Source organism: Corynebacterium sp. UMB6689 (assembly GCF_030215295.1).
GTDB lineage: Bacteria > Actinomycetota > Actinomycetes > Mycobacteriales > Mycobacteriaceae > Corynebacterium > Corynebacterium aurimucosum.
Map to the genome: position 1 here is coordinate 52,287 of NZ_JASOLS010000010.1, position 22,061 is coordinate 74,347.

At 60.6% G+C, this 22,061-nt stretch carries 22 protein-coding genes and 1 tRNA gene; 5 read left to right on the plus strand and 18 right to left on the minus strand.

The features are described 5' to 3' along the window. Positions 1-4: 4 nt before the first annotated feature. The 3 genes from pflA to pflB are packed head-to-tail and all read right to left on the minus strand — an operon-like array spanning position 5 to position 3,273. On the minus strand, positions 5-874 hold the full coding sequence (gene pflA / locus QP363_RS07195; protein ID WP_284763695.1) for a pyruvate formate-lyase-activating protein: 870 nt from the start codon (positions 872-874) through the stop codon (positions 5-7). Then, complete coding sequence (gene grcA2, locus QP363_RS07200; RefSeq protein WP_039676708.1) at positions 875-1,126, minus strand: autonomous glycyl radical cofactor GrcA2; 252 nt, start codon at positions 1,124-1,126, stop codon at positions 875-877. Between the two features lie 35 nt (positions 1,127-1,161). Continuing rightward, a complete protein-coding gene (gene pflB / locus QP363_RS07205) occupies positions 1,162-3,273 on the minus strand; it encodes a formate C-acetyltransferase (RefSeq protein WP_284763698.1) in 2,112 nt (703 codons plus the stop codon). A 355-nt stretch (positions 3,274-3,628) separates the two neighbouring features. On the opposite strand from pflB, the gene QP363_RS07210 reads away from it, so the two are divergent. Further along, a complete protein-coding gene (locus tag QP363_RS07210) occupies positions 3,629-5,551 on the plus strand; it encodes a solute carrier family 23 protein (protein WP_070645927.1) in 1,923 nt (640 codons plus the stop codon). 60 nt (positions 5,552-5,611) lie between these two features. On the opposite strand, the gene QP363_RS07215 is transcribed toward QP363_RS07210, so the two are convergent. The 3 genes from QP363_RS07215 to QP363_RS07225 are packed head-to-tail and all read right to left on the minus strand — an operon-like array spanning position 5,612 to position 6,975. Next, a complete protein-coding gene (locus QP363_RS07215) occupies positions 5,612-6,217 on the minus strand; it encodes a hypothetical protein (RefSeq protein WP_070443386.1) in 606 nt (201 codons plus the stop codon). 6 nt (positions 6,218-6,223) lie between these two features. Further along, complete coding sequence (locus QP363_RS07220) at positions 6,224-6,580, minus strand: DUF3817 domain-containing protein (RefSeq protein WP_070443384.1); 357 nt, start codon at positions 6,578-6,580, stop codon at positions 6,224-6,226. Continuing rightward, positions 6,580-6,975, minus strand: coding sequence for a hypothetical protein (locus QP363_RS07225; RefSeq protein ID WP_070443382.1), 396 nt, complete (start codon positions 6,973-6,975; stop codon positions 6,580-6,582). Before QP363_RS07225 ends, QP363_RS07220 begins: the two co-directional genes overlap by 1 nt. A gap of 143 nt (positions 6,976-7,118) precedes the next feature. Here QP363_RS07225 and QP363_RS07230 point away from each other — a divergent pair. Beyond that, a tRNA-Leu gene (locus QP363_RS07230) sits at positions 7,119-7,200 on the plus strand. A 139-nt stretch (positions 7,201-7,339) separates the two neighbouring features. Here the strand turns inward: QP363_RS07230 and rdgB are convergent. The 8 genes from rdgB to clpS form a co-directional block, all read right to left on the minus strand. Next, positions 7,340-7,951, minus strand: coding sequence for an RdgB/HAM1 family non-canonical purine NTP pyrophosphatase (gene rdgB / locus QP363_RS07235; RefSeq protein ID WP_284763699.1), 612 nt, complete (start codon positions 7,949-7,951; stop codon positions 7,340-7,342). Continuing rightward, the gene (gene rph / locus QP363_RS07240) at positions 7,945-8,673 is read right to left on the minus strand and encodes a ribonuclease PH (RefSeq protein WP_070443378.1); all 729 of its coding nucleotides are present in this window, start codon (positions 8,671-8,673) and stop codon (positions 7,945-7,947) included. The genes rdgB and rph overlap by 7 nt, the downstream gene beginning before the upstream one ends. A gap of 22 nt (positions 8,674-8,695) precedes the next feature. Then, positions 8,696-9,463: an MBL fold metallo-hydrolase gene (locus QP363_RS07245; protein ID WP_070443376.1), complete on the minus strand. Its 768-nt coding sequence runs from the start codon at positions 9,461-9,463 to the stop codon at positions 8,696-8,698. A 67-nt stretch (positions 9,464-9,530) separates the two neighbouring features. After that, entirely contained in the window at positions 9,531-10,307 is a 777-nt protein-coding gene (gene murI / locus QP363_RS07250) for a glutamate racemase (RefSeq protein ID WP_284763702.1), read from the minus strand. Beyond that, positions 10,307-11,029: a rhomboid family intramembrane serine protease gene (locus QP363_RS07255; protein ID WP_083276394.1), complete on the minus strand. Its 723-nt coding sequence runs from the start codon at positions 11,027-11,029 to the stop codon at positions 10,307-10,309. The genes murI and QP363_RS07255 overlap by 1 nt, the downstream gene beginning before the upstream one ends. Before the next feature lie 13 nt (positions 11,030-11,042). Next, positions 11,043-11,987: a P1 family peptidase gene (locus QP363_RS07260; protein ID WP_284763766.1), complete on the minus strand. Its 945-nt coding sequence runs from the start codon at positions 11,985-11,987 to the stop codon at positions 11,043-11,045. A gap of 22 nt (positions 11,988-12,009) precedes the next feature. Continuing rightward, positions 12,010-12,546 (minus strand): DUF2017 domain-containing protein, encoded by a 537-nt coding sequence (locus tag QP363_RS07265; protein ID WP_070443368.1) that lies wholly within the window; start codon positions 12,544-12,546, stop codon positions 12,010-12,012. Positions 12,547-12,550: 4 nt separating this feature from the next. Next, positions 12,551-12,886 carry an ATP-dependent Clp protease adapter ClpS gene (gene clpS, locus QP363_RS07270; protein ID WP_012715272.1) on the minus strand — a complete coding sequence of 112 codons (336 nt, stop codon included), beginning with the start codon at positions 12,884-12,886 and terminating at the stop codon, positions 12,551-12,553. An 88-nt stretch (positions 12,887-12,974) separates the two neighbouring features. On the opposite strand from clpS, the gene QP363_RS07275 reads away from it, so the two are divergent. From QP363_RS07275 to QP363_RS07285, 3 genes are read left to right on the plus strand one after another with little or no spacing between them, the layout of a single operon-like run. After that, positions 12,975-13,553, plus strand: a complete 579-nt coding sequence (locus QP363_RS07275) for a hypothetical protein (RefSeq protein ID WP_070443366.1) — start codon at positions 12,975-12,977, stop codon at positions 13,551-13,553. 41 nt (positions 13,554-13,594) lie between these two features. Then, entirely contained in the window at positions 13,595-14,947 is a 1,353-nt protein-coding gene (locus QP363_RS07280) for a nicotinate phosphoribosyltransferase (RefSeq protein ID WP_284763709.1), read from the plus strand. Between the two features lie 36 nt (positions 14,948-14,983). After that, the gene (locus QP363_RS07285) at positions 14,984-16,945 is read left to right on the plus strand and encodes an ATP-dependent DNA helicase (RefSeq protein ID WP_284763710.1); all 1,962 of its coding nucleotides are present in this window, start codon (positions 14,984-14,986) and stop codon (positions 16,943-16,945) included. Here the strand turns inward: QP363_RS07285 and QP363_RS07290 are convergent. The 4 genes from QP363_RS07290 to nrdF all read right to left on the minus strand — a co-directional run bounded on the left by QP363_RS07290 (position 16,942) and on the right by nrdF (position 21,977). Beyond that, positions 16,942-17,667 carry a peptidyl-tRNA hydrolase gene (locus QP363_RS07290; protein ID WP_284763711.1) on the minus strand — a complete coding sequence of 242 codons (726 nt, stop codon included), beginning with the start codon at positions 17,665-17,667 and terminating at the stop codon, positions 16,942-16,944. The genes QP363_RS07285 and QP363_RS07290 overlap by 4 nt on opposite strands. Beyond that, complete coding sequence (gene serB, locus QP363_RS07295) at positions 17,660-18,853, minus strand: phosphoserine phosphatase SerB (RefSeq protein WP_070645906.1); 1,194 nt, start codon at positions 18,851-18,853, stop codon at positions 17,660-17,662. Before serB ends, QP363_RS07290 begins: the two co-directional genes overlap by 8 nt. 103 nt (positions 18,854-18,956) lie before the next feature. Next, positions 18,957-20,648 carry a cytochrome c oxidase subunit I gene (gene ctaD / locus QP363_RS07300; RefSeq protein WP_284763713.1) on the minus strand — a complete coding sequence of 564 codons (1,692 nt, stop codon included), beginning with the start codon at positions 20,646-20,648 and terminating at the stop codon, positions 18,957-18,959. 339 nt (positions 20,649-20,987) lie between these two features. Further along, positions 20,988-21,977 (minus strand): class 1b ribonucleoside-diphosphate reductase subunit beta, encoded by a 990-nt coding sequence (gene nrdF, locus QP363_RS07305; RefSeq protein WP_284763715.1) that lies wholly within the window; start codon positions 21,975-21,977, stop codon positions 20,988-20,990. Positions 21,978-22,061: the final 84 nt, after the last annotated feature.

The window sequence follows — 22,061 nt, forward strand, 5'->3', positions numbered from 1 at the left end:
GCTTCTAGTAGACCACGAAACCCTCCTCGCGGAACGCATCGCGGATAGCTTCAACGTCTTCCGGTTTCGGCGGCTTCGTATCCTCCAAGGTGTAGGGGTAGCCCAACTCGCGCCACTTGTCCGCGCCCATGTTGTGGAAAGGCAGGACCTCGACGCGCTCGACGTTGCTCTTCCAGCGGGAGACAATCTTGACAACGTTAGCGACGTTTTCTAGGGAGTCTGTCAGGCCAGGGACGACCACGAAGCGAATCCACACCGGCTTGCCCATCTCATTGAGACGGTCACCGAAGTCGATCGTGGGTTGCAACTCGCGGCGAGTGACTTCCTTGTAGGTCTCCTCGTCACCAGCCTTGACGTCCAAGAGAACCAGGTCGATGTTGTCCATGTCCTCATCGCGCACGCGTGAGCCTAGGTATCCCGACGTGTCAATCGTCGTATGAATACCGGCGTCATGGACCTCTTTGAGCAGGCGCCGGGTGAAGGCGATTTGGAACAGCGCCTCGCCACCCGACAAAGTCAGACCACCTCCTGAAGCCTTGAAGACGGGCTTATAACGCTTGACGCGCTTGACCACATCCTCGATGCGCTCCAAGGTGCCAACCTTCATCTCCATGGTGTCAGGGTTGTGGCAATACTGGCAGCGCAACGGGCAGCCCGACATGAACATGGTCATGCGGGTTCCGGGGCCATCAACAGCCGTCACCAGCTCCCAAGAATGCACGAGCGCGACATCGCCGGAGCGGCGAGCCTGCATCAGCTCCGAGCGGGTAAAACCGTCGAGGTCGTTGTCCGTTCCTAAACCGGCGGCGGCGCCGCGCACCTTCTCCCCTTCTTCAGGAGAAAGACGCACGACGCCGGTAATGCCATCTGCCATTTAGGAACCCTGGTGGAAGGTGCGGGAGATAACGTCCAGCTGCTGCTCGCGTGTGAGCTTCACAAAGTTCACCGCGTAGCCGGAAACGCGGACCGTGAGGTTCGGGTACTTCTCGGGGTGCTCAACGGCGTCCTCCAAGGTGGACTTGTCCAGGACGTTGATGTTGGCGTGGTAGAGGCCCGAGTCCATGTTGTTGGCGGTGCGGTTGGCCTTCATGGTGGCGAGGCGCTCGTCAAAAGTTGGGGTTGCCATGATGTGTTCTCCTTGGGAAGTGGTGTGGAAGTGGTCTATTCGGAATCCATGATGAAGCCGGCATCGAGGACGCCCACCAGGTTGGTGATGCGCTCCTCCGGGGTGCGGCCCAATCCGGATGGGGTGATGGTGTTGGTCAGTGAGATGCCATCGAGGGCATCCTTGTAGTCCAACTTGCCCACCGACAGCATGGAGGCAACCATGCCGTGGTTATCCGCGCCGTTCTCCGGGTTAGCGCCTGGGGCGAACGGGGTACCTGCCTCGTGGCCGGACGGGAAGGAACCAGTTGCCTTGCCGTAGACCACGTTGGAGGTAATGGTCAGCACCGACTGGGTCGGAATGGCGTTGCGGTACATCGGGATGGCCTTAATCTTCGCCATGACGGTGTGGACGATGGTGGCGGCGATATCATCGGCGCGGTCATCATCGTTGCCGTAGAAGGGGAAGTCACCTTCCGTCTTGTAGTCCACGATGAGGCCGGTCTCATCGCGCACCGGGTAGACCTTGGCGTACTTAATGGCGGAAAGCGAGTCAGCCACGATGGACAGGCCGGCGATACCGCAGCCCATGGAGCGCACGATATCGGAATCGTGCAGCGCCATCTCAATGGACTCGTAAGCGTACTTGTCGTGGCAGTAGTGGATGATGTTCAGAGCCTCAACGTAGGTGCCGACGACCCAGTCCAGCATCTCCTCGTACTTCTGCCAGACCTCGTCAAAGTCGAGCGGGCCATCACCCTGGATAGGCTCGTAGCCATCCACAACCTGCTTGCCGCTGACCTCGTCGCGACCGCCGTTGATGGCGTAAAGCAGGGCCTTGGCGGCGTTCACGCGGGCACCGAAGAACTGCATTTGCTTGCCGACGGCCATCGGGGACACGCAGCACGCAATCGCGGCGTCATCGCCCCACTGGTCACGAATCTGCTTATCGGACTCGTACTGGATGGAGGAGGTCTCAATCGAGATGTGGGCGCAGAATTCCTTGTAGCCCGCCGGCAGCTGCGGATCCCAGAAGATGGTGATGTTCGGCTCCGGTGATGGGCCCAGATTAATCAGGGTCTGCAGCAGGCGGAAGGAGGTCTTGGTGACCTGGTGGCGGCCATCCGTACCGAAACCAGCATCGGTCCAGGTTGCCCAGTACGGGTCGCCGGAGAAGATCTGGTCATAGTCCTCGGTACGCAGGAAGCGCACGATGCGCAGTTTGAGAACCAGCTGGTCGATGATCTCTTGGGCATCTTCCTCAGTGAGGATGCCTGCGGCGAAATCACGCTCAAAGTAGCAGTCGAAGAAGGCGGAAAGGCGGCCGATGGACATCGCTGCACCGTCTTGGGACTTGATGGAGGCCAAGTAGCCAAAGTAAGTCCACTGCACTGCTTCGTGGGCAGTCTTCGCCGGCTTCGAGATATCGAAGCCATAAGACTCAGCCATGATCTTGAGCTTCTTCAGGGCCTTGATCTGCTCGGCGTGCTCCTCACGGTAGCGGGCCCAGTGCTCGGAGAAACCGAGGTCTCCCACCGCGCTCTTGGATGCTTCCTTCTCGGCGATGAGGTAGTCCACGCCATAGAGAGCCACGCGGCGGTAGTCACCGATGATGCGGCCGCGGCCATAAGCATCCGGCAGGCCGGTGATGATGTGGGAGGAACGCGCTGCGCGGATGCGCGGGGTATAGATATCGAAGACCGCATCGTTGTGGGTCTTGCGGTAACGCGTGAAGATCTTCTCGATCTCCGGATCGGTTTCCTTGCCGGCTTCCTTAATGGCCTGCTTGACCATGCGCCATCCACCATTGGGCATCATGGCGCGCTTGAGCGGAGTATCCGTCTGCAGACCGACGATGACGTCATCATCCTCGGAGATATACCCAGCCGGGAAAGCATCGATATCGCTCGGGGTGTGGGTATCCACATCGAAGATGCGCTTCTGGCGCTCGACGGAAAAATAGTTCTTCTCCAAATGCTCCCACACGCGCTGCGTCTTCTCGGTGGGCCCAGCGAGGAAGGAAGAGTCCCCGTCATAAGGGGTGTAGTTGCGCTGGATAAAATCACGAACGTCAATGTTCTCAGTCCACGGGCCGGGCTCAAAGCCCTTCCATGCCTCGAACTGCACAGACTGTTCCGTTGCGGTGGTCACTATATTGACTCCCTTCATAGTTCACACGACGCGTAAACACTTAGTCGCAGAAGGGTTGTAGGTGACTTCGGCTCACGGGCAATTCGGTCAACACGTATCGTCACCGAACCCCTCTCTGTAGCCCATAGTAGGGGGACAAACGCATAACCTCACATCGGCACATGCGTGCCCCGCGCCACCGAACGGGCTGGTTTTAGCACCACACAGGTCAGCTCTCTCATAGGTAACGGCCGTACGGTTGGATGCGGGGGTAAATCACCCCCTGACGTGGCCTTTCCCACACCTTTCGGGCGAGTTCTTGGTGCCTGTCCGCGCCGCACTCTATTGTTATGCGCAGTATCCTCATCTCGCCCTTCAGCAAGGAGCTCTTTGCGTGTCTCACACCGCCGCTACCGCTAGCCCTGCCACTGTCCCAACCCACCCCGTTGATGTGGTCCCGCCGGCGCCCAAGCTGGCGGCACTCGGACTCCAGCACGTTCTCGCTTTCTATGCCGGCGCGGTCATCGTGCCACTGCTTATCGCTGGTTCCTTGGGCCTCGATGAGGCCACCACGATTCACCTCATCAATGCAGACCTGTTGACCTGTGGTCTGGCGACGTTGATCCAGGCGGTGGGCGTCGGCAAGCACATCGGTGTCCGCCTTCCCATCATCCAGGGTGTGACCACCACGGCGGTAAGCCCGATCATTGCCATCGGCATGAGCGCTGGCGACCAGCCGCTGCCGACGATTTATGGCGCGATTATTGCTGCCGGTATCTTTACTTTCTTTGCTGCGCCGGTCTTTGGACGCGTGCTCAAGTACTTCCCCCCAATTGTCACCGGCACCGTGCTTCTGGTGATGGGCACGTCGCTGCTGGCGGTCTCAGCAAATGACTTTGTCAATTACGCGGACGGGGTTCCGGCCGCACGCGATCTGCTCTATGGTTTCGGCACGCTCACCATCATTATCATCGTGCAGCGTTTCTTCCGCGGCTTCCTGGGTACTCTGTCTGTGCTGCTTGGTTTGGTCATCGGTACTGGCGTGGCCTTCGCACTGGGCGATACGTCCTTTGACGGCGTGCGTGAAGCCGATGCCATCGGTATGACAACACCTTTCTACTTCGGTATGCCGAAGTTCGACATCATGGCGATTCTTTCCCTCATCATCGTCATGATCATCACCATGGTGGAAACCACCGGCGATGTCTTCGCCACCGGTGAGATTGTGAAGAAGCGCATCAAGCGCGATGACGTGGTGCGCGCCATTCGCGCCGATGGTCTCTCCACCACCCTTGGTGGCGTGATGAACTCCTTCCCCTACACCTGCTTCGCGCAGAACGTCGGCTTGGTTCGCCTGACTGGTGTGAAATCCCGCTGGGTAGCCGTGTCCGCAGCGGGCTTCATGATCATTCTGGGCCTGCTGCCCAAGGCCGCAGCTGTTGTGGCGGCTATTCCCTCCCCGGTGCTCGGCGGCGCCTCCCTCGCATTGTTTGCCAACGTTGCGTGGGCGGGCCTGCAGACCATTGCGAAGGAAGACATTACTGATGGCCGCAACGCCGCCATCGTTACCACCGCGCTGGGACTGGCCATGCTCGTTACCTTCAAGCCGGACGTGGCCACCGCCTTCCCGGAGTGGGCGCAGATTTTCGTCTCCTCCGGAATGTCGATCGGCGCTATCACGGCGATTTTGCTCAACTTGCTCTTCTTCCACGTCGGCTCGCAGTCTGGCGATGATGTCAGCCGTCTCGACGGCGCCGGCGTCTCGCTCAAGGAGCTCAACGACATGGACCGCGACAGCTTCGTCAGTGCGCTGCGCCCGCTCTTCAACAACGAAACCTGGCCGCTCGAAGCTGCCTGGGAGCTGCGCCCCTTCCAGGATGTCAGCCAGCTGCGCGAAGCAATCCAGGTCACGGTCCTCACTGCCCCCGGCGAGCAGCGCCGTGCCCTGATCCACGACTACCCGGCGATGGATGAGCTACTGCTCGCTGATTCCGACACCGCCGCCACTATCTCTGCTGACCGCGGTTCCTTGGCTCTGGATGACCTCGACGACGTTCAGACACAGCAGCTTATTGACGTCTCACAGGCCTACCGCGAACGCTTCGACATGCCATTTGTGGCGTACCTAGACACCAATGACTCGGCCGATCGCGTCATCGATGCGGGCGTGCGCCGCTTGTCCAACTCGGATGAGCTGGAACAGCGCGTGGTCTTGAGCGAAATCATCGAGATTGCCAATGACCGCTTCGATATCCTCCTTGCGGACGCTAACCCGGTGCGGGCTTATTGGGACCGCAAGTTCACGGAGGTGGAATGAACGTAGTTCATTCCACGTAGATGTAGTTCATTCCACGAAAGAGGGCACTCAGAGTGAGGATTAGCTGAACTCCATGGTGACCTGGGCCTCGGGGTCAACGCCACGGATGATGCCTTCATAAAAGCTGCGAGCTTGGTCCTGCAGGAGCTCGCGGTTGTCGTTGATGTCCTTGCGCTTCTTATCGGCGCTGAGGACATCTGACACTGTCGAGGCGGCGTCGAGTGGCTGGGTGGTCCAGCTGAGCACGCCGTTATCTTCCACTGCGGTCTTAAACTCTTCATCGGTATGCCCGATAAAAATGAAGTCCGGGATATGGACCGTGTAGGCATGCTCGCCGGTCTCAGTGACGCGCACGTCCTTGCCTTCGATACCGAGCTTGGCTTTGTAGGAATACTGCACAAATTGGGTGCGGTCGGTCCACGGGACGCGTACACCAAATACTTCGCCGACAGAGGATTTCTCCGCCAGCCCCTGGATGCCCAGGCTGAGCAAGACCACTTGCTCTTGACGTTCGACTGCGTTGACCACCTGAGTATTAGTGGACTGAACTGGGGCGCTATAAATCTCGTTCGGCTGGCGTACGGCATACACACCCAAGCCAGCGCAAGCGAGTGAAAGAAGCACCACAATCGCGATAAGTGTGGTGCTCAGTTTGCGGCTCGTCATACCTACCTACAGCTGGAACTGCTCAACAACTTCAGTGCGGCGCTTGTGCTCCATCCAGAAGGACAAGAACGGCACAACGCCGGCGAGCGCCGTGGTGAAAAGCTTGCTTACCGGCCACATGGCACGCGGACCGAGGACCAGGATGGACACGAGGTAGACCATGTAGGCCACGCCGTGTGCTTGGGCGATGAGCGTGGCCCAGGATGGCATCTCCATCCCCACGCCGTATTGCAGAATCATGCGCGCAACAAGAATGAGAAGAAAAATACCGGTGATAGTGGCGGCAATGGAAAAGAACTTCAGCGGGCCACGGATACGCGCCTGGCGGTCAGGATGGACAGCGTTGTTGACTGAGTTGCTCATTAATACTCCTCTTCAGTGCCGCGACGGCGGCGCTGCTTGTTCATAGCGTTAAAGGTGTCCACATCAATCTGTGGGCGAGGCGGTAGGAAATCTTCGTCGATTTTAGTCGCGGTGTGCTCCTTGGCCGCGCGCACGCTCTCTGCCGCATACTGGGCTGGCTCTTCTCCCCGCTCGAGTGCTTCGTTCTCGGCATCAATTCGCTCATTCTCGTAGCGCATGGCTGTGCGGTAAGCGTAAACAACAAATACCGCGAACAGCGGCCATTGGAAGGCGTATCCCAAGTTCTGGAAGGTTCCCGAACCGGAGCGGAACCGCGTCCATTGCCAATAAGCAAGGAATAAAAAGAGCACGACAAAGATCACGATGAGGACGATGTGCCACCATCGAACCTTCATCCGCTTTTTCGGTGCTGGGTTGGTGCTCACTCTCAACAGCCTACCCACCACGCCCGGAAAAGTGGATTTCCGTCTATGGGCTGCTGCCCTGTAGGCTAGTGAACGTTGCGCAGAGTCAAGAGTGCTCCGCAGCAACTAAATCCGCGCCCGTGGCGGAATTGGCAGACGCGCTAGATTTAGGTTCTAGTGTCTTATGACGTGTGAGTTCAAGTCTCACCGGGCGCACATAGTCAGACCCCCGCGCGGTTTCCGTGCGGGGGTCTCGTCGTCACAGCGCTCGGCGAGCCAGCCCAGCTCGCGGATGCCGGGCTTGCGGTCATGGCTTGGCTGTTGCCGGGGCTTGCGGTCATGGCCCGGCGGATGCTTAGGCTTGGCCGGCAAGCGCCGCTAGGGGTTCACGCAGCTGCGCCAGCGCGCGGCCGCGGTGCGAGACAGTGTTCTTCTCCTCTGGGGACATCTGCGCGGCGGAGCGGGATTCGCCTTCGGGCTGGAAGAGGGGATCGTAACCAAAGCCATTTTCGCCCTGTGGGGCGGTGAGCAAGGAGCCAGTCCAGCGGCCCTCCACCACGTGTTCCTGCCCATCCGGGGTCACCAGCGCGCAGACCGACACGAAGGCAGCCGCGCGACGTTCAGCGGGTACATGGGACATCTGTCCCAGTAGTAGCTGGTTATTCGCTTCATCGTCTCCGTGGCTGCCCGACCACCGAGCGGAGAGCACACCCGGCATGCCGTTGAGTTCTTCCACAGCGAGGCCGGAATCATCCGCAATCGTTGCCAATCCGGTGTGCTGCACCCCGGCGCGCGCCTTGATCAGCGCGTTTTCGGCAAAGGTGCGGCCGTCTTCCACAGGCTCCGGGTAGGTTTCCACTGCGGACAGTGGGAGCAGTTCGATGCCCGCGATGCCGGCATCAGCGAGAATCTTCTCCAGCTCCTTAAGCTTCTTGGCATTATTCGAAGCGACGAGAAGCTTTACCATCCGAGGGCCGCCTTTTGAGCGTCGATAAGCTGGGCGCAACCTGCCTGGGCCACGTCCAACATGTCGTTAAGCTCCGCGCGGCCGAACAGGCCGTGCTCACCGGTTCCCTGAATCTCGACGAAGTCTCCGCCCTCCTGCATCACCACGTTGAGATCAACCTCCGCGCGGGAGTCCTCTTCATAGGGCAGGTCGAGGCACACGTGACCGTCGACGATGCCGACGGAAACAGCGGCAATAGGATCCAGCAGCGGCTCGCCCGGGACGACGCCCTCCTCCTTGAGGTAAGCAATCGCATCAGCCAGCGCCACATACGCGCCGGTAATCGACGCCGTGCGTGTGCCGCCGTCTGCTTGCAGCACATCGCAATCCAGCTGGATGGTGTTCTCCCCCAGTTCGGAGAGATCAACCGCTGCGCGCAGGCTACGCCCCACCAGCCGGGAAATCTCGTGGGTGCGGCCCTTGACCTTGCCCTTCATCGACTCGCGCGGCATGCGATCGTGGGTGGCCGCAGGCAACATCGCGTACTCGGCTGTCAACCAGCCCTCGCCGGAATCCTTCTTAAAGCGCGGCACCCCAAATTCCACGGAAGCCGTGCACATAACTCGGGTGTTGCCGAACTCCACCAAGACCGACCCAGCCGGATTGGTGGTGAAGTTGCGGGTAATGCGGACGCTACGGAGTTGGTCGAGCGCGCGACCATCGGCACGAGTGAAATCAGTCATGCCTCCTACCCTACCGCGCGTGCTAAAAGTCGAGCTCCATACCGGCGGCACCGACGACGATCTCACCGTCGAACTCACGGGCCGCTGCTTCATAGGTTGCCGCAGCATCACCCCACGGCTGCAGGTGAACGAGCACCAACTTCTTCACGCCTGCCTCACGCGCCAAGCGCCCGGCTTCTGCCCCCGACATATGCATATCCGGGGCCTTGTCCTCCGAGGTCTCGCCCCATGCGGCCTCACAGAGGAAAACATCCACGCCCTGGGCAGCCTCGACGAGCGCGGGCGTATAAGCCGAATCAGCTGAATAGCACAAGGTTGCACCGGTTTTAGTGTGTTCGACCCGCAAGGCGTATGTCTCGACCGGGTGAACTGTGCGGAAGGGGGTGATATAGACATCGTCAACAAGCTGGCGCTCGCGGTCCACCCAGGGGCTGAACGCAAACGTATCGCTCATGTCATCCACCCCGTCCGGAGCATCAGAGGACAAGCGGCCCAGGTGGGTTTCGGTAGTACTGGGCCCGAGGCAGAAATTGCGAGACGCCGCGGGTGCTGTGGGGTGGAAGCGCCGCCACACCATCAAAGACGGAAAGTCCAAGCAGTGATCGGCATGAAGATGAGTTAATGCCACGTGTGCATCGCAAGGATCCTGGAGTTCCTGCAGGCGTGCAAGCGTACCCGGGCCCAAGTCCATGATGATGGACGGAGCAGAGGGGAAAGACAAGAGATAGCCAGAGGCCGGATTACCCACGGTGGGCACCGAGCCGGAACAGCCTAGGATGGTCAGCTTCATGCGTTCAATAGTTCCACGAAACAACGGGGGATGCGGGATTTGGGTCGATTGTACATCTTCACCAGGACTAAATCTTGGGTCCCAAGAAACGCGTGGCTAAGAGCTCGAAGGCCGCGTGATCACCGGTGCACTCGAAACTGCGGGTGGGCACCTGTCCCGCTGGGGCGAGCATGTCCGTGGTTGTGAGGGTACGTAGGACATCCTTCGTAGTCTCCTCCGCCGAAGACACCAACGTGACGTTATCTCCGATGGCGAGCTGGATGACGCCCGTGAGCAGCGGGTAGTGCGTGCAGCCAAGAACGAGCGTATCGACGCCCGCCGACTGCAGCGGCGCGAGGTAGCCCTCGGCCACACCAAGAATCTGACGCCCGGCGGTAATGCCGCGCTCAACGAAACTCACGAAGTCCGGGCAAGCCACGGCTGTGCACTCAACATTCGGATTGACGGCAAAAAGATCTTGATAAGCACCTGAATTGATGGTGCCCTCCGTGCCGATCACGCCAATTTTTCCGTTGCGGGTGGTGGCGATGGCACGGCGTACAGCCGGACGGATAACCTCCACGACCGGAATGTCATAGCGCTCCCGGGCGTCGTGCAAAAAGGCGGCCGTCGCGGTGTTGCAGGCAATCACCAGCATCTTGCAGCCGCGCTCCACGAGCTCATCGGCAATCGCGGTGGACAGCTCACGCACTTGGGCGATGGAGCGCGGGCCATAGGGCGCATGGGCGGTATCGCCGATGTAGATAATGGATTCGTCGGGAAGCTGCTCGATGATGGTGCGCGCAACGGTCAAGCCACCCACGCCCGAGTCAAAAATCCCGATGGGAGATGTTGCATCAGGCATTAGCGCGTTACTCCTTCGGGCGCGGGCTTAACCTTTTTAATCGGGTCATCGGAGGTGATCACCATTCCCGCGACGATGCCACCGATGGCACCGAAAAGGTGCCCCTGCCAGCTGACTCCTTCATAGATAGGCAACACGCCCCAGATGAGACCGGAATAGGCAAAGCCCAACCCCACGCCGACGAGAAATTGACCCAGGGAACGGTTGAAGATTCCCCGAACGATGAGGTAGGCCAGCCAGCCATACACCATGCCCGAGGCACCAATATGCGAGGTCCCCGGCCCGCCCAACAGCCAGGTGCCGATGCCAGCGATGAGTACCACGATGATGGTAACTTCCCACCATGCCTTGCGGCCTGAGAGGCCGATCAGGAAGCAAAAGACGGCACCGGGCAGTGAATTTCCGATGAGGTGCTCAAAGTTCGCGTGGAGTAGCGGAGCGGTGAAAATCCCCCAGATGCCATTAAAATCCAGTGGGCGTATGCCGTATTGACCCAGCTCGCTGCCAAAAAACAGGAAGTTGATGATGTGGATAACCCACTCAACGACTAGGAATCCCACCGTTAAAGACGCTGCCGTCTTCAAGCGTCCAGCCCGAGTGTAATTCTTCGAATCCCCCGTGTTGAGAACAGGCTGCTGCCCCGCCCCGGGGGCTGCCGGGCGGGGCCGGAAGGGGTTGGGCCCATGCGAATGCTGCTGGCCAAAAGGTCCACTCGTCGTCATAATGACTCCAACTTTAGCAAGCGCGCAGCGAGGAATACGCCTCCAAACCCAGCCCCGGGGTTGCGCTCACCACGGCATCGACGATGGCTGCCTCCACTGCGTCGGCAGCGGCGGCGCTTAACGACGCCAACTCCGCAGCGCCGATCCCCTGCTCTGCAGGTTGTGTTCCGGAGGCGGCGGCAAAAAGCGTATCCCCATCCAGTGGGGAATGCGCCGGGCGAACCGCCCGGGCAATGCCGTCGTGGCCCGCTAAAGCAAGACGTTTTACTTGGGCCTTGGTTAACGGGGCGTCGGTCAACACCGCGCCAATGGTGGTGTTTAGTTGAGAAGCCTCTGCGAAAGATTCAGCCAGGCTGCGGGCCGCGGCAAACCGCTTAGCGTCGACGGCCGGCGCGTCCGGTGCGCCAAACAAACGCCCAGTCTCAGCATCAATCACCTGCCCCACCGGGTTGGCTACAACAACCGCGGCGACGGTGAACGGGGAGACATCGATAAGCACGGACCCCACCCCACCTCTGATCTTGCCTGCGCAGGCGCCGGTGCCTGCGCCCACGCTGCCGCTCGTAGCGTCGTGCCCTGCCAACGCGGCGCGTAGAGCCGCCTGACCATCTGCCGCCGTGGGGCGCTGTGGGCCGGCGAGCAGATCAAAAATGACCGCGCCTGGCACGATGGGCACGCGGGGGCCGGGGATCTCCTCCCCAAAGACGGGGAAACCAATTCCCGCTTCCTCAAGCCCGCGCATGACACCATCCGCTGCTGCCAGCCCAAAGGCCGAACCGCCTGCAAGGACAAGAGCATGAACGCGCTCAACCGTGTTATGCGGCTCCAGCAGATCCGTCTCGCGGGTGCCGGGGCCTCCGCCGCGCACATCGACGCCAGCCACGGCTCCTTGTTCACCGCAGTAAACGACGGTGACGCCGGTGTCCTCACGCGTGACGTGACCGACAGAAAAGCCCATGTCGGGGAGAGTCTGCACGGTGCTAATCCATGATGACGTTGAGCAGCGAATCCTGACAGAACGCCAGCCATTCCACGAGCGTATCGCGGTCCGCTCCAGGGGTATCCTGCGGCACGTCCCCGGCGGCGATGAAGAGGCGAAGGTCATTGAGCCCTGCGAGGAAGGCATGTGCTTCTTCCTCGCTGATAGCCACCTCTACCCCGCCGGTGGGCCCCAGCGCGGTGTTAATCACTTGGAGGTTTTCCAGCTTGGCGCGCGCGATGTCATTCTCGTGCAGCGAACGCAGCAGTGAATTATCGCCGTCGAACTCTTCATCCCCTGCCTTCTTGAAGTCGGGGAAAAGGCGGGCCAGCGATGGATCCTCCGGTGCTTCGGTGTGGCCGGTGGGCATGTCGAGCATGTCCGCCAGCTCATCCTTGGGGGCCGATTGTGCGCGGGCAATGATGGCCTCGGAGACGGTTGCGGTGAGATCACCTAAAACTTCGCGCTCCATGGGCTCGAAAACAGTCGTGTATTTCGCGCCACGCATGAAGGACTTTTTCTTTTTCCAAGCCTGCATACTCTTATCCTGCCTGCTGCATCGTGGCCCACAGGCCGGCGACTTGCAGTTTCTTCACATCGGCTTCGACTTTGTCACGCTCACCTGAGGAGACCGCTGCCTTTCCTTCGGTATGGACCTGCATCATCAGCTCGTTGGCGCGCTTTTTGTCATAGCCCAGCACAGTCTGGAACACGTAGGAAACATAGCTCATTAGGTTGACTGGGTCATCCCAAACAATGCACATCCACGGCAGGTTTTCGCTCGTGGCGACGTCGACCTCAATCGCTTCATCCAGCTCCGGGGTGGCCATGGGCGAACTCATAACCACGCCCGCGGACGTTTCTTTGTGCGCTTTCATGTCCTCTACCCTAGCCAAATTTTTTCCGGTAGCGAGCGGTTATACTGTCATCAGCTTTTGACCTGATTGTCGTTTCCAGGTGGCACCGATGAATTCTTTTACCCTTCCCCCAGCCGTTACTGACATTCTCGCGGGACGCCAACCGGCGAAGGAGGATGTCGTGCTCCTCCTGCAGCGCATCCTCACCGTGCTCGTCCTCGGCGGCACGCTCACAACTGCCGTCATCAGTCTGACCACTCCGTCCGAGGACGGCAGCTCGCAGGAGCCAGAAACTCCCGCGCCAGCAGCCTGTGATTACGAGCTTCCCGACGTTCCCGTCCAACGCCAGCTCGCCACCATCCAAGAGGATCTGATGGTGGCGCTCAACAGGTGGCGCAAGGAAGACGGCCAGGCCCCGCTGGTGCCCGGTATCAACCGCCAAACCGCAGCCCGCGAAAAGGCGGAGTGCAACGCGATGACCCACGAGCAGGATCTGACGGAAGAAAATGTGCAGATGGTCCAGCACCACCTGCCCTTAGAGACGGCTAGCGGCTACCATTTTGTGGAAGACATCCGTAAGTCACCCGACAATATGGCTGCCCTGCGAGATCGCCGGATGACCACCGCGGCCGTTGGAGTGGCTTATAACGACGGCGAGGTCTACGTTGTCATTCAGCTTGAGGAATAGAAGAGCTGATTTTTCAGAGCTGTCTGAGTAGCATCTTCGATGTGACTACTATCTCAGACAACACCCAGGATTCTGGGTTCGGACCTAGCGATCGTTCTACGGCTCTCCTTACGGATAAATACGAGCTGACCATGTTGGAGGCAGCGTTGCGCGATGGCTCCGCGCACCGCCAAGTGGCCTGCGAGGTATTTGCCCGCCGCCTCCCCAACGAGCGGCGCTATGGTGTCGTGGCCGGCACCGAACGCGTACTTCGCGCAGTCCGGGACTTCCGCTTTACCGCCCAACAACTGGCAGAGATGGACTTCCTTGATGCAGAAACCAAGGAATACCTGGCCAATTACCGCTTCTCTGGACACATCGATGGCTACCGCGAAGGCGAGCTCTACTTCCCCAATTCGCCCCTGTTGACCGTGCGCGGGACCTTTGGTGAATGCCTGATTCTGGAAACGGTGATTCTGTCCATCATGAATTCCGATTCCGCAGTGGCTTCTGCGGCCTCACGCATGGTGGTGGCTGCAGATGGCCGCCCCATCATCGAGATGGGTTCGCGCCGCACGCACGAATACGCTGCCGTGACCGCTGCCCGCGCCGCCTACCTGGCAGGTTTCCAGGCCACCTCCAACCTGGAAGCCGGCTACCGCTACGACATCCCGGTCTCCGGCACTGCGGCGCATGCGTGGACGCTGGCGCATGTCAACGAGGACGGCACCCCCAATGAGGAGGCGGCCTTCCGCGGGCAGATCGAGACCCTTGGTGTCGATACCACCCTGCTGGTGGATACCTATGACATCACCAAAGGCGTAGAAACCGCCGTGCGCGTCGCCGGCCCCGAGTTGGGCGGCGTGCGCATCGACTCTGGTGATTTGGCCGCGGTCACCCATCGCGTGCGCAAGCAGCTCGATGACTTGGGCAACCACAACACCAAAATCGTGGTCTCCTCCGACCTCGATGAGTTTGCCATCGCCGGCCTGCGCGGCGACCCCGTCGATGTCTATGGCGTGGGTACCTCAGTGGTTACTGGCTCGGGCGCGCCAACCGCCAGCATGGTGTACAAGGTCGTCGAGGTTGATGGCCACCCAGTAGCCAAGCGCTCCTCCTCGAAGAAATCGCAGGGTGGGGCTAAGCGCTCTCTGCGCACCTACCGTTCCTCGGGGGTGGCCGTCGAGGAGCTCGTGCTCCCCTTCTCCGCCGAGGACCCAGACACGGGCACGCTTCGCACCCGCGAGATGACGGTACCGCTCATGCGCGACGGCGAAATCCTCGACAACCTGCCTACCCTCGAGGAATCCCGCGAGTATCTGGCTCAGGCCATCACCACCCTGCCATGGGAAGGCTTAGCGCTCACCCGCGACGAGCCTGCGGTTCCCACCCGCTTCGTTGGCTTCGGCTCTTAAGAAGCACGGCGAAGGCGACCGACTACACTGCCTGACATGCACGACACAACGGTTGACCTTCTCGACGCCGCAGTCTCTTCCCTCGGCGGCGCGCGGCGTGCCGGCCAGGTGCGCATGGCGGAGGCCGTAACCACCGCGTTAGAAAAGGAACGCCACCTCGCTGTGCAGGCAGGAACTGGTACGGGTAAGTCCCTGGCTTACCTCGTGCCCGCCTTCCGCCACGCGCAAGGAACCGGACACACGGTGATCGTCTCCACCGCCACGCTGGCGCTGCAGCGGCAGCTCGTGGAGCGGGACCTTCCGCGTCTGGCCGAGGCCCTCGAGCCGCACCTGGAGAAGAAGCCCACCTTCGCCATCATGAAGGGCCGCTCCAACTACGTCTGCCTCAACAAGGTGTCCCGCGCCGCCGAACTGGAGGATGAGGACGCGCTACTCGACGAAGACTCGGTCTCCCACCTCGGCCGCCACGTCCAACGTGTCTATGAATGGGCGGAAGACACCGAGACGGGTGACCGTGAGGATTTGGAACCGGGCGTGCCCGACCTCGCGTGGCGGCAAGTCTCCGTCACCTCGAACGAATGCCTCGGCGCCACACGCTGCCCGCACGGCGAGGACTGCTTCGCGGAACTCGCGCGACGCCGCGCGGCGGACGTCGATATCGTGGTCACCAACCACGCGCTGCTCGCCATTGACGCAGTAGCAGACATCAATATCCTGCCGGAACACGATGTCGTCATCATCGATGAGGCCCACGAGCTAGATGGCCGCATCACCTCGGTTTCTACCGCCGAAATCACCGGGCGCGCGCTGAAGATGGCGGCCAGCCGCGCCAAGTCTCTCGGCGCCAACGGTAAGGACCAACGCCTCGCTGAGCAGGCCAACGAGCTGAGTCAACTCCTCGGAGAGTTCGCGCCAGGACGCTGGACCGACTTGCCAGAGGAAGCCAAGCAGCAGCTCATGGGTTTGGCGGACACGTTGGCCGACTGCCGCGAGACCATCGCCCGCGCCCCCGAGGGCGAGCAGTCCCAAGACCCGGAAAAATCTGCGGAGCGCCAGAACCTGGCCAATCACCTCGCTAGCCTCGTCGAAGCCATCGCTCGCATCCTTGACGTTTTCGCTACCGGTGACCCCGCCGCGCATGCCGACGTAGTCTGGCTGGAGCGCGATGAGCGCACGCTGAACGACACCCTCGCCGTGGCCCCGCTCTCCATCGCCGGGATGCTGCACGAAAAGCTCTTCGGCGAACAAACCGTGGTGCTGACCTCCGCCACCCTGGCATTGGGCGGGCGCTTCGACGCCATGGCCGCACAATGGGGCCTGCCGAAGGGCACGTGGGACAGCCTTGATGTGGGTTATCCTTTCGACCCCGCGCGCAGTGGCATCTTATATACCGCGTCGCACCTACCGCAGCCGGGCCGTGACGGCCTCGGCCCCGAGACGCTCAAGGAGATCCGCGAGCTCATCATGGCTGCGGGCGGGCGCACGCTCGGGCTCTTCTCCTCGCGGCGAGCCGCGCAGCAGGCAGCCGAGGAACTCAAGCCCACGCTCCCCTTCGATATCTACCTCCAGGGCGAGGACTCCATCGGCGCTCTCGTGGACAAGTTCACGAAGAACGAAAACTCCTGTCTTTTCGGCACGCTAACCCTTTGGCAGGGCGTCGACGTACCGGGTCCTGCTTGTTCCCTGGTCCTCATCGACCGCATTCCCTTCCCCCGCCCGGATAACCCCATCATGCAGGCTCGCACCGAGGCCGCGAAGGCCGCCGGGCGCAACGGCTTCATGGAAGTCTCCGCCACGCATGCTGCATTGCTTATGGCCCAAGGCGCGGGCCGTTTGCTGCGCTCTGCTAACGACCGCGGCGTCGTCGCAGTACTGGATAACCGCTTAGTAACCAAGCGCTATGGCTCCTACTTGAGGGCCTCGATGCCACAGATGTGGCCCACGAGCGACCCGCACGTCGTGCGCGGGGCTCTCCAGCGCCTAGTCGAAGCCCGTTAGGGGCGGCGCAGCGCGCAGACCGTAGCTGAGTCTGGGGCAACTTCGGTGAAGCCGGCGTCGTGCACCACAACAGCACCGGGGCGAGCGCATGCCGCTGCAAAGTCCGCAGTGCCGAGTTCGCGCACGGAAAGCGAAAAGTCCCGCGCTGCCCAGTCCTCTACTTCCTTGAAGCTCATTGCCGCAGCCAGCAGCATTGAACCATGCCCCACTTGCGCCGCAGCCTTTCCGGCGCTCATGGCAAGGGATGAGTCGATGTAGATCACGGGGTCGTCGGCAAGCGCGGGGCCCGGCTCATCCTGCGGGAGATCAGTATGGCCGATCTGCAGCTTGGCGACGAGCGGGTGCACATCCTGTACCGCCGAGGGGACGAAGACACGCGCGCGGTCATTGACAGTGACCCCAGGCAGAGCCTGTACATCGCGCCACGCCTTGTTGCGCGCGCGGCGGGCCACCTTGCGGATGCGGTGGCCGTACCACTGCCCCAAGGCCTCGGCGAAGGCCCCATCCTGCCCGGCCCGATCGTCGAGGCAGAGCTTGACCACACCCCGCGCCGCTGCCTCCAGCACCTCCGTGCGCGTGGGCGTGTCTTGCTTGGGCAGGTTGAGCGCTATCTGCATCGCCTGGATGGTCTCGGGCTTGTCGGGGTCCTCGGGATCCTCCCGCCAGCTGCGCTCGCTGCACGCGGCCACGAGGCGACGGTGGGCCTCGCGGAGGTTATTCACTGGCGACTTCCTCCATGGGAATGCCCAGGATTTGCAGGATTTCATCCATGTACGGATGGTTGACCGAGGTATCCGCAACCTCTCGCAGCGCGGGTTTGGCGTTGAAGGCGATGCCCAAGCCGGCAGCGGAGATCATGTCGATATCGTTGGCACCGTCACCAACCGCCACGGTCTGCCGCATGCTCAGGCCCGAATCCGCAGCAAATTCGCGCAGGAACATCTCCTTGGCCTTGCGGTCCACGACGTCCCCGATGACCCGGCCGGTGAGCTTGCCGTCCTCGATCTCCAGGGTGTTGGCGCGCACGTAGTCGAGGTCGAGCTCTTTAGCTAGATCCTCGAGGACCTGAATGAAGCCGCCAGACACCACCGCAACGCGGTAGCCCATGCGCTTGAGCGTGCGGATGGTGGTGCGCACGCCTGGAGTCAGACGAATATCGTTGGCGGTTTCCTTAATCACCGTCTCCGGCAACCCGGCCAAGGCGGCGACGCGCTCGCGGAGAGACTCTTCGAAGTCCAGCTCACCGCGCATAGCGCGCTCCGTCACCGCGGCAACCTCTGCCTCCTTGCCAGCGTGGGCGGCCAACATCTCGATAACCTCGCCGGTGATGAGGGTGGAATCGCAGTCAAAGCAAATAAGCCGCTTTGAGCGGCGTTGCAGGCCGGAGCGCTCAATGGCGATGTCGACGCCCTGCTCCGTGGCCAAGCGGGCCAGCATTGCGCGGACTGGGTCGGAAGCTCCCTCAATGGTGATGTAGAGCTCGAGACCGTTGAGCGGGTAGGTAGAAAGACCGCGGATGCGGTCGATGTTGACGTTCAGGTTGGCCAGCTCCTTGGCAATCGCCGACATGTGGCTGGCGTTGAGCTGGCGTCCTAGCACCACGACGACGTGCGTGGAGCGCGGCCGTGAGGTTGCCTCCTCTTCCCGAAGATCCACGTTGATGGATTGGGCATAAATGCTCAACGTGTTGCGTAGGCCCTGCTCGAGCGCTTCGAGGCGGGAGGCCTGCACCCTGATATACGCAGAAAGGGAGATACGGCCGGAAAAGATAGCCTGTTCGGCGTCGACGAGCTCGACGTTGTGGGAGCTCAGGACTCGGAAGAAGGCGGCCGATACGCCGGGCTTGTCGGGGCCAGAGGCGGTGACAACGGCGAAGACTTGTTCACTTTGATTATCCACGGGCCTCATTATCGCACACCGCGATCTTGGAATCTCCACCTACGGCAAACGCCGCCTCCCCATCGCGGTGATGGGGAGGCGGCGTTTTCAGGAGTACTCAGCTAGTGAGTGCTTAGTGCCCGACGTGTGCTTCCTCGCGCATGCGCTTGACCATGTGCGGGTAGTGCAGCTCGAAGGCCGGACGCTCGGAACGGATGCGCGGCAGGGATACGAAGTTGTGGCGCGGCGGCGGGCAGGAGGTAGCCCACTCGAGGGAGTTGCCGTAACCCCACGGATCGTCCACGGTGACGATCTCACCGTAGCGCCAGGACTTGAAGACGTTCCACACCAGCGGGATAACCGATGCGCCGAGAACGAAGGAGAAGATGGTGGAAATCTGGTTGAAGACCGTGAAGCCATCAGACTCCAGGTAGTCAGCGTAACGACGCGGCATACCCATGTTGCCCACCCAGTGCTGAACCAGGAAGGTGCCGTGGAAGCCAATGAAGGTCAGCCAGAAGTGAATCTTGCCCAGACGCTCATCCAGCATGCGGCCGGTCATCTTCGGGAACCAGAAGTACAGACCACCGAAGGCGGAGAAGACCACGGTACCGAAGAGGGTGTAGTGGAAGTGAGCAATCAGGAAGTAGGACTCAGCAAGGTGGAAGTCCAGCGCCGGAGAGGCCAGCATAATACCGGTCATACCACCGAAGAGGAAGGTAGTCAGGAAGCCCATGGCGAAGATCATTGGGGTATCCCAGGTGATATGACCCTTCCACATCGTGCCGACCCAGTTGAAGAACTTCACGCCGGTCGGAACCGCAATGAGGAAGGTCATGAAGGAGAAGAACGGCAGCAGGACGGCGCCGGTCACGAACATGTGGTGAGCCCACACAGCCATGGACAGTGCACCGATGGCCAGCAGAGCGAAGACGAGGCCAATGTAGCCGAAGACCGGCTTACGGGAGAAGACCGGAACAATCTCGGAGATGATGCCGAAGAACGGCAGTGCCAGGACGTAAACCTCCGGGTGGCCGAAGAACCAGAAGAGGTGCTGCCACAGGATGCCGCCACCGTTGGCGGAATCGAAGATGTGGCCACCCAGCTTGCGGTCATAGAGAACGCCCAGCGCTGCGGCGGTCAGCAGCGGGAAGATCATCAGCACGATGATGGAAGCGGTGAAGACAGCCCAGGTGAAGACCGGCAGACGGAACATGGTCATGCCTGGCGCACGCAGGGTGAGAACCGTGGTGATCATGTTGATGGCGGAAGCAATGGTACCGACACCGGTAGCACCCACACCAACAATCCACATGTCAGCGCCGATGCCCGGGGTGTGAACCGAGTCCGCCAGCGGCATGTACATGGTCCAGCCGAAGTCAGCAGCACCGCCCGGGGTCAAGAAGCCCGCGAGCATCACGATGCCGCCGGTCAGGGTAATCCAGAAACCGAAAGCGTTCAGACGCGGGAAAGCCACATCCGGTGCGCCAATCTGCAGGGGCAGAACATAGTTACCGAATGCCCACACCACAGGTGTCGCAAATAGCAGCAGCATGACGGTGCCGTGCATGGTGAACAGCTGGTTGAACTGCTCGTTGGACAGGAACTGCAGTCCCGGGGTGAAAAGCTCAGCACGAAGAAGCAGAGCCATGAAGCCACCGAGGAAGAAGAAGCTGAAGGACATGATCATGTACATGATGCCCAGCTGCTTGTGGTCGGTGGTGGTTAGCAACGTCCAAGCCTTGGAACCGGTCTTTGCGTTACCAGTCGGCTCCGGACGTGTAGGCGCGACGTAGTCGTCGAGCCGTGGCGCCACAGCGGTCATAAAATCCTCCTGAAGAACAAGCGTTTAACCACATCGGCATCACGCGTTTTCACGCGACACACACTCAGCGATCAAACACCTAGGTTTACTCGCATTATATTAGGCCACCTCAGGGCCAAATTTCCAGCGCTCTGTCATTTTCCACTGCCCTCGCTAGCCCCGTTTGGAGCGGATAACCCCTTGTACGCGGCCGCCCCGCCGCACCAGGCTTTAACACACGGTGATCTAGAACACAGTTAGGCGGGCCCGACGGTCCCTAAAACCCGAAAACGCACCCCCTGAAAGAATCAAACTTTCGGTTGATCCTCTCGGGAGGTGCGCGGTACCGACAGGGAGGGCTTAGAAGTCCCAGTCGTCGTCGGTGGTTTCCTCGGCCTTGCCAATTACGTAGGAAGAGCCGGAGCCAGAGAAGAAGTCATGGTTCTCATCGGCGTTCGGAGACAGCGAAGACAAGATCGCTGGGGACACCCGGGTTTCATCCGCGGGGAAGAGACCCTCGAAGCCTAGGTTGTTCAGCGCCTTGTTGGCGTTGTAGCGCAGGAAGCGCTTTACATCCTCGGTCCAGCCCAGCTCATCGTAGAGGTCCTCGGTGTAGTCAATCTCATTCTCGTAGAGATCATAGAGAAGGTCAAAGGCGTAGCCCTTCAACTCTTCCTGCTCCGACTCTGAAAGCTCCTTGTAGCCCTGCTGAAACTTGTAGCCAATGTAGTAGCCGTGAACGGCCTCATCGCGAATAATGAGGCGGATGATGTCGGCCGTGTTCGTCAGCTTTGCTCGCGACGAGAAGTGCATCGGCAGGAAGAAACCAGAGTAAAAGAGGAAGGATTCCAGCAGCACGGACGCTACCTTCTTCTTCAGCGGGTTATCTCCCTCGTAGTAGGACATGACGATCTTAGCCTTGCGCTGGAGGTTTTCATTCTCCTCAGACCAGCGGAAGGCATCGTTGATCATGGGTGTCGACGCCAGCGTCATAAAGATATTGGAGTAGGACTTCGCGTGGACGGACTCCATAAAGGCGATGTTGGTGTACACGGCCTCCTCGTGGGGCGTGACGGCGTCGGGAAGCAGCGAGACCGCACCCACGGTGCCCTGAATGGTATCGAGCAGGGTGAGGCCAGCGAAGACGCGCATGGTGGTCTCCTGCTCCTTCTCCGTCAGCGTCTTCCAACTCGGGATGTCGTTGGACACCGGAACCTTCTCCGGGAGCCAGAAGTTACCGGTCAGGCGATCCCACACCTCAAGGTCCTTCTCATCCGGAATGGTATTCCAGTTAATTGCTTTCACCGGAGCCTCGTGGCTAGCGATGTAATCGTCGTACTCGTGAGACACGCACGTCACCTCGTCTTGCTAGTAATTTTGGGGTTCGGTGCCATCGTACCCGCTAAAATTAGGGGCCAAAATTCCAGCGTGTTT